Source organism: Halomonas sp. 707D4, assembly GCF_024158685.1.
In the GTDB taxonomy this organism is placed as follows: Bacteria; Pseudomonadota; Gammaproteobacteria; order Pseudomonadales; family Halomonadaceae; genus Vreelandella.
This window is the reverse complement of the sequence record NZ_JAMZBD010000292.1, coordinates 1-4,101: the sequence shown is the minus strand read 5'-3', so window position 1 is coordinate 4,101 and position 4,101 is coordinate 1. Positions and strand designations below refer to the sequence as shown.

Below are 4,101 nucleotides of genomic sequence, written 5' to 3'. Positions count from 1 at the left end.
CTCCACACTCAAGGTAACGAGTTCCGCCTTTGCCGACCACCAGTCGATCCCCGACCAGTACACCGGCGTTGGCGACGACGTTTCCCCGCCGCTTGCCTGGCAGGGCGCGCCCGATGGTACCCAGGGGTACGCAGTGATCTGCCACGACCCGGACGCGCCGCTGGTCAAGAATGGCGGCTACGGCTTCATTCACTGGCTGGTCTACAACCTCCCGGGCGACGTGGTCGAGCTCGCCGAGAAGAGCGCCGTGGGCACTCACGGGCTCAACGATTTCGACAAGCCCGGCTACGCCGGCCCCATGCCGCCGGAAGGCCATGGCAAGCACCTCTACTATTTCTGGGTGCTGGCGCTGGATCAAAAGACGTCGCTGCCGGAAGGGTTGACCATGCAGGAGCTGCTGAAAGAGGTCGAGCCGCACCTGCTCGGCATGAACCGTCTGGTGGGCACCTACCAGCGCTGAGTGCGGCCGAGCGATACTGGTGAAAATCCCTCGTTCCGTGTAGGCTCCCTCGCTTTGCCTGTCTGCGATGGAGCCTTTCATGAGCGATCTGCCCAACTGTCCCGCCTGCCAATCGAGCTATACCTACGATGACGGCATTCAACTGGTCTGCCCGGAGTGTGGCAACGAGTGGTCGAAAGAGGCGGACGGCGAAAGCAGCGACGAGCCGGTGATCCGCGACGCCAATGGCAACGCCCTGGCGGATGGCGACAGCGTCACCGTCATCAAGGACCTCAAGGTCAAGGGCAGCTCGTCGGTGGTCAAGGTCGGCACCAAGGTGAAGAACATTCGCCTGGTGGAGGGCGATCACGACATCGACTGCAAGGTCGAGGGGATCGGCCCCATGAAGCTCAAGTCCCAGTTCGTCAAGAAAGCCTAGTTTTAAAGCACAGTTTTAAAGCATGGTTTTAAAGCTTGCTTTTAAAACATGGTTTCCAGGCCCCGCTCGTGCGGGGCTTTTGCATGGTGTCTTGCAGGACGCCTCGAGGTGCCCTGCATGCTGGATGCCTGCTACGCCATTATATTCATGAATGAGAATGATTGCCTTTTTTGATGGCAACGGCGGCGAACGGTCGATAAAAAGGGCCTTTCACGTCCATAGTCTGCCTGAAGGCTTCACATCGTTTTCATACAGGACTAAAATGGTCCTCAATCGAAAGCGACACTCATCGGGAGCCTCCATGCTCAAGCTTTCTCGACTGACGGACTACGCGGCGGTGGTGATGGCGCAGATCGCCCGCCATCCGCAGGCGCCTCATGCGGCGGCGGACCTGGCTCAGGCCGTGTCGCTGCCGCATCCGACGGTCAGCAAGACGCTCAAGATGCTGGTCAAGGCGGGGCTTCTGACCTCCCAGCGAGGGTCCCAAGGCGGCTACCAGCTTGCCCGGCCCGCGTCGCGCATCACGGCGGCGGACATCATCGCCGCCATCGAAGGTCCGGTGGCCATGACCGAGTGCAGCCACGCCGAGGGAGAGTGCGAGCTTTCGGCGACCTGCGGGGTGTCGGACAACTGGCAGCGGGTGTCGGTGGCACTGCGCACGCTGCTCGAGAGCGTCACGCTTTCGCATCTGGCGGACAGCGCACCGATCAAGCTACCGATCGCGCTCCCCATTCAAACGATCAGCCTGTCGGCGGCGTCTGCTTAGGACACGCAAAGGCACAAACTCTATGGACGGCGAGCAACCTCGCCACCCAACTGCCTGGAGGGTACGACCATGGCAAGCGAAGAAATGGAACAGTTGGTCCGTCGCGAATACAAAGACGGCTTCGTCACCGACATCGAAAGCGATACGCTGCCACCTGGCCTGGATGAGAACACCATCGCCTTCATCTCCAACAAGAAGGGCGAGCCCGAGTGGATGCTCGAGTGGCGCCTCGACGCCTATCGCCAGTGGCTGAAGATGAAGGAGCCCTCCTGGGCGCACCTGGACTACCCGCCGATCGACTATCAGGCGATCTCGTACTTCAGCGCGCCGAAGCGCCCGGAAGACATGCCGCAGAGCCTCGACGAGGTCGACCCGAAGCTTCTGGAAACCTACGAGAAGCTCGGCATTCCGCTGCACGAGCGCGCAGCACTGGCCGGTGTAGCGGTCGACGCGGTGTTCGACTCGGTATCGGTCGCCACCACCTTCAAGAAGCAGCTCGCCGAGGCCGGCGTGATCTTCTGCTCGATTTCGGAAGCGATCCGCGACTACCCGGAGCTGGTCAAGCAGTACCTGGGCACCGTGGTGCCCAAGACGGACAACTACTTCGCCGCGCTCAACTCGGCGGTGTTCACCGACGGCTCCTTCGTGTTCGTGCCGGAAGGCGTGACCTGCCCGATGGAGCTCTCCACCTATTTCCGCATCAACGCCGCCAACACCGGCCAGTTCGAGCGCACGCTGATCGTCTGCGAAAGCCGCGCGACGGTGTCGTATCTCGAAGGCTGCACCGCGCCGATGCGCGACGAGAACCAGCTCCACGCCGCGGTGGTCGAGCTCGTGGCCCTCGATGACGCCTACATCAAGTACTCCACGGTCCAGAACTGGTACCCGGGCGACGAGAACGGCGTCGGCGGTATCTACAACTTCGTCACCAAGCGCGGCGAGTGCCGCGGCGATCGCGCGCGCATCAGCTGGACCCAGGTCGAGACCGGCTCGGCGATCACCTGGAAGTACCCCTCCTGCGTGCTGCGCGGCAAGGACAGCATCGGCGAGTTCTACTCCGTGGCGGTGACCAACGGTCGCCAGCAGGCGGACACCGGTACCAAGATGATCCATATCGGCGAGGGCACGCGCTCCTACATCGTCGCCAAGGGCATCTCCGCCGGCAAGAGCGATCAGTCCTACCGGGGGTTGGTCAAGATCAACCCGCGGGCGAAGGGGGCGCGCAACTTCACCCAGTGTGATTCGCTGCTCATCGGCGATACCTGCGGGGCGCACACCTTCCCGTACCAGGAGATCGGCAACTCCACCGCCAAGATCGAACACGAGGCGACCACCTCCAAGATCGGCGAGGACCAGCTCTTCTACTGCCAGAGCCGGGGAATTTCCGAGGAAGATGCGGTGAGCATGATCGTCAACGGCTTCTGCAAGGACGTCTTCCAGGAGCTTCCCATGGAGTTCGCCGTCGAAGCCGAAGCGCTTTTGAACGTGACCCTGGAAGGCGCGGTGGGCTAAGCGCCCGCGCCACCACTTATTCGATGAGCGTCGCACCCGCGACCCGCTAGATTTTGAAGGGCTAAGACTATGTTGGAAGTAAACGATCTGCACGTCACCGTGGACGGCAACGAAATCCTCAAGGGCCTGACGCTGACCATCAACGCCGGCGAAGTCCACGCCATCATGGGGCCCAACGGTGCCGGCAAGTCGACGCTGTCTGCCGTGATCGCCGGCAAGGACGGCTACGAGGTGACTCAGGGCAGCATCACCTTCGAGGGCAACGACGTGCTGGAGATGGAGATCGAGGAGCGCGCCCAGGCAGGCCTTTTGCTCGGTTTCCAGTACCCGGTCGAGATTCCGGGAGTCAAGAACATCTACCTCTTGAAGTCCGCGCTCAACGCCCAGCGCGCCGCGCGTGGCGAGGGCGAAATGCCCGCGCCGGAGTTCATGAAGCTGGTGAAAGAGAAACTCCAGTTCATGAAGATGGACGCGAGCTTTCTGCAGCGCGCGGTCAACGAGGGCTTCTCCGGCGGCGAGAAGAAGCGCAACGAGATCCTGCAGATGCTGGTGCTCCAGCCGAAGCTCGCGATGCTCGACGAGATCGACTCCGGGCTCGACATCGACGCCATGAAGGTCGTGGCCGACGGCGTCAACAGCCTGCGTGCCGATGAGCGCGCCATCCTGCTGGTCACCCACTACCAGCGTCTTCTGGACTACATCGTGCCGGACAAGGTGCACGTGCTGGTCGATGGTCGCATCGTCAAGACCGGCGACGCCGAGCTTGCCAAAGAGCTCGAGGCAAACGGATACGAAGGCATCGAGGAGTCCGCGGCATGAGCGACACCCAGACCTTTCTGGATACGTTGAAAACGCGCAGCGCGCAGTACGCCGGCGAGCCGAGCTGGATCGCCGCGCGCCGTCAGGCGGGTGCGGCCCGCTTCGAGGCGATGGGCTTTCCCACCC

5 protein-coding genes are annotated in these 4,101 nt (G+C 62.3%); all 5 read left to right on the top strand.

All coding sequences use genetic code 11. The annotated features are described in order from the left end of the window. A partial coding sequence (locus BIS11_RS12275) for a YbhB/YbcL family Raf kinase inhibitor-like protein (RefSeq protein ID WP_253586133.1) occupies positions 1-460 on the top strand: 460 nt, incomplete at its 5' end. A 79-nt stretch (positions 461-539) separates the two neighbouring features. After that, the gene (locus BIS11_RS12270) at positions 540-878 is read left to right on the top strand and encodes a zinc ribbon domain-containing protein YjdM (RefSeq protein ID WP_253420199.1); all 339 of its coding nucleotides are present in this window, start codon (positions 540-542) and stop codon (positions 876-878) included. 301 nt (positions 879-1,179) lie between these two features. After that, a complete protein-coding gene (locus tag BIS11_RS12265; RefSeq protein ID WP_253420202.1) occupies positions 1,180-1,644 on the top strand; it encodes an SUF system Fe-S cluster assembly regulator in 465 nt (154 codons plus the stop codon). Positions 1,645-1,713: 69 nt separating this feature from the next. Continuing rightward, entirely contained in the window at positions 1,714-3,156 is a 1,443-nt protein-coding gene (gene sufB, locus BIS11_RS12260; RefSeq protein ID WP_253420204.1) for a Fe-S cluster assembly protein SufB, read from the top strand. A 69-nt stretch (positions 3,157-3,225) separates the two neighbouring features. Continuing rightward, positions 3,226-3,975 carry a Fe-S cluster assembly ATPase SufC gene (sufC, locus tag BIS11_RS12255; RefSeq protein WP_253420207.1) on the top strand — a complete coding sequence of 250 codons (750 nt, stop codon included), beginning with the start codon at positions 3,226-3,228 and terminating at the stop codon, positions 3,973-3,975. The last annotated feature ends 126 nt before the right edge of the window (positions 3,976-4,101 follow it).

Bases quoted from the DNA above. Each gene is read 5' to 3' on its own strand.
- BIS11_RS12270 (WP_253420199.1), top strand. From the start codon at position 540: ATGAGCGATCTGCCCAACTGTCCCGCCTGCCAATCGAGCTATACCTAC.
- BIS11_RS12265 (WP_253420202.1), top strand. From the start codon at position 1,180: ATGCTCAAGCTTTCTCGACTGACGGACTACGCGGCGGTGGTGATGGCG.
- sufB (WP_253420204.1), top strand. From the start codon at position 1,714: ATGGCAAGCGAAGAAATGGAACAGTTGGTCCGTCGCGAATACAAAGAC.
- sufC (WP_253420207.1), top strand. From the start codon at position 3,226: ATGTTGGAAGTAAACGATCTGCACGTCACCGTGGACGGCAACGAAATC.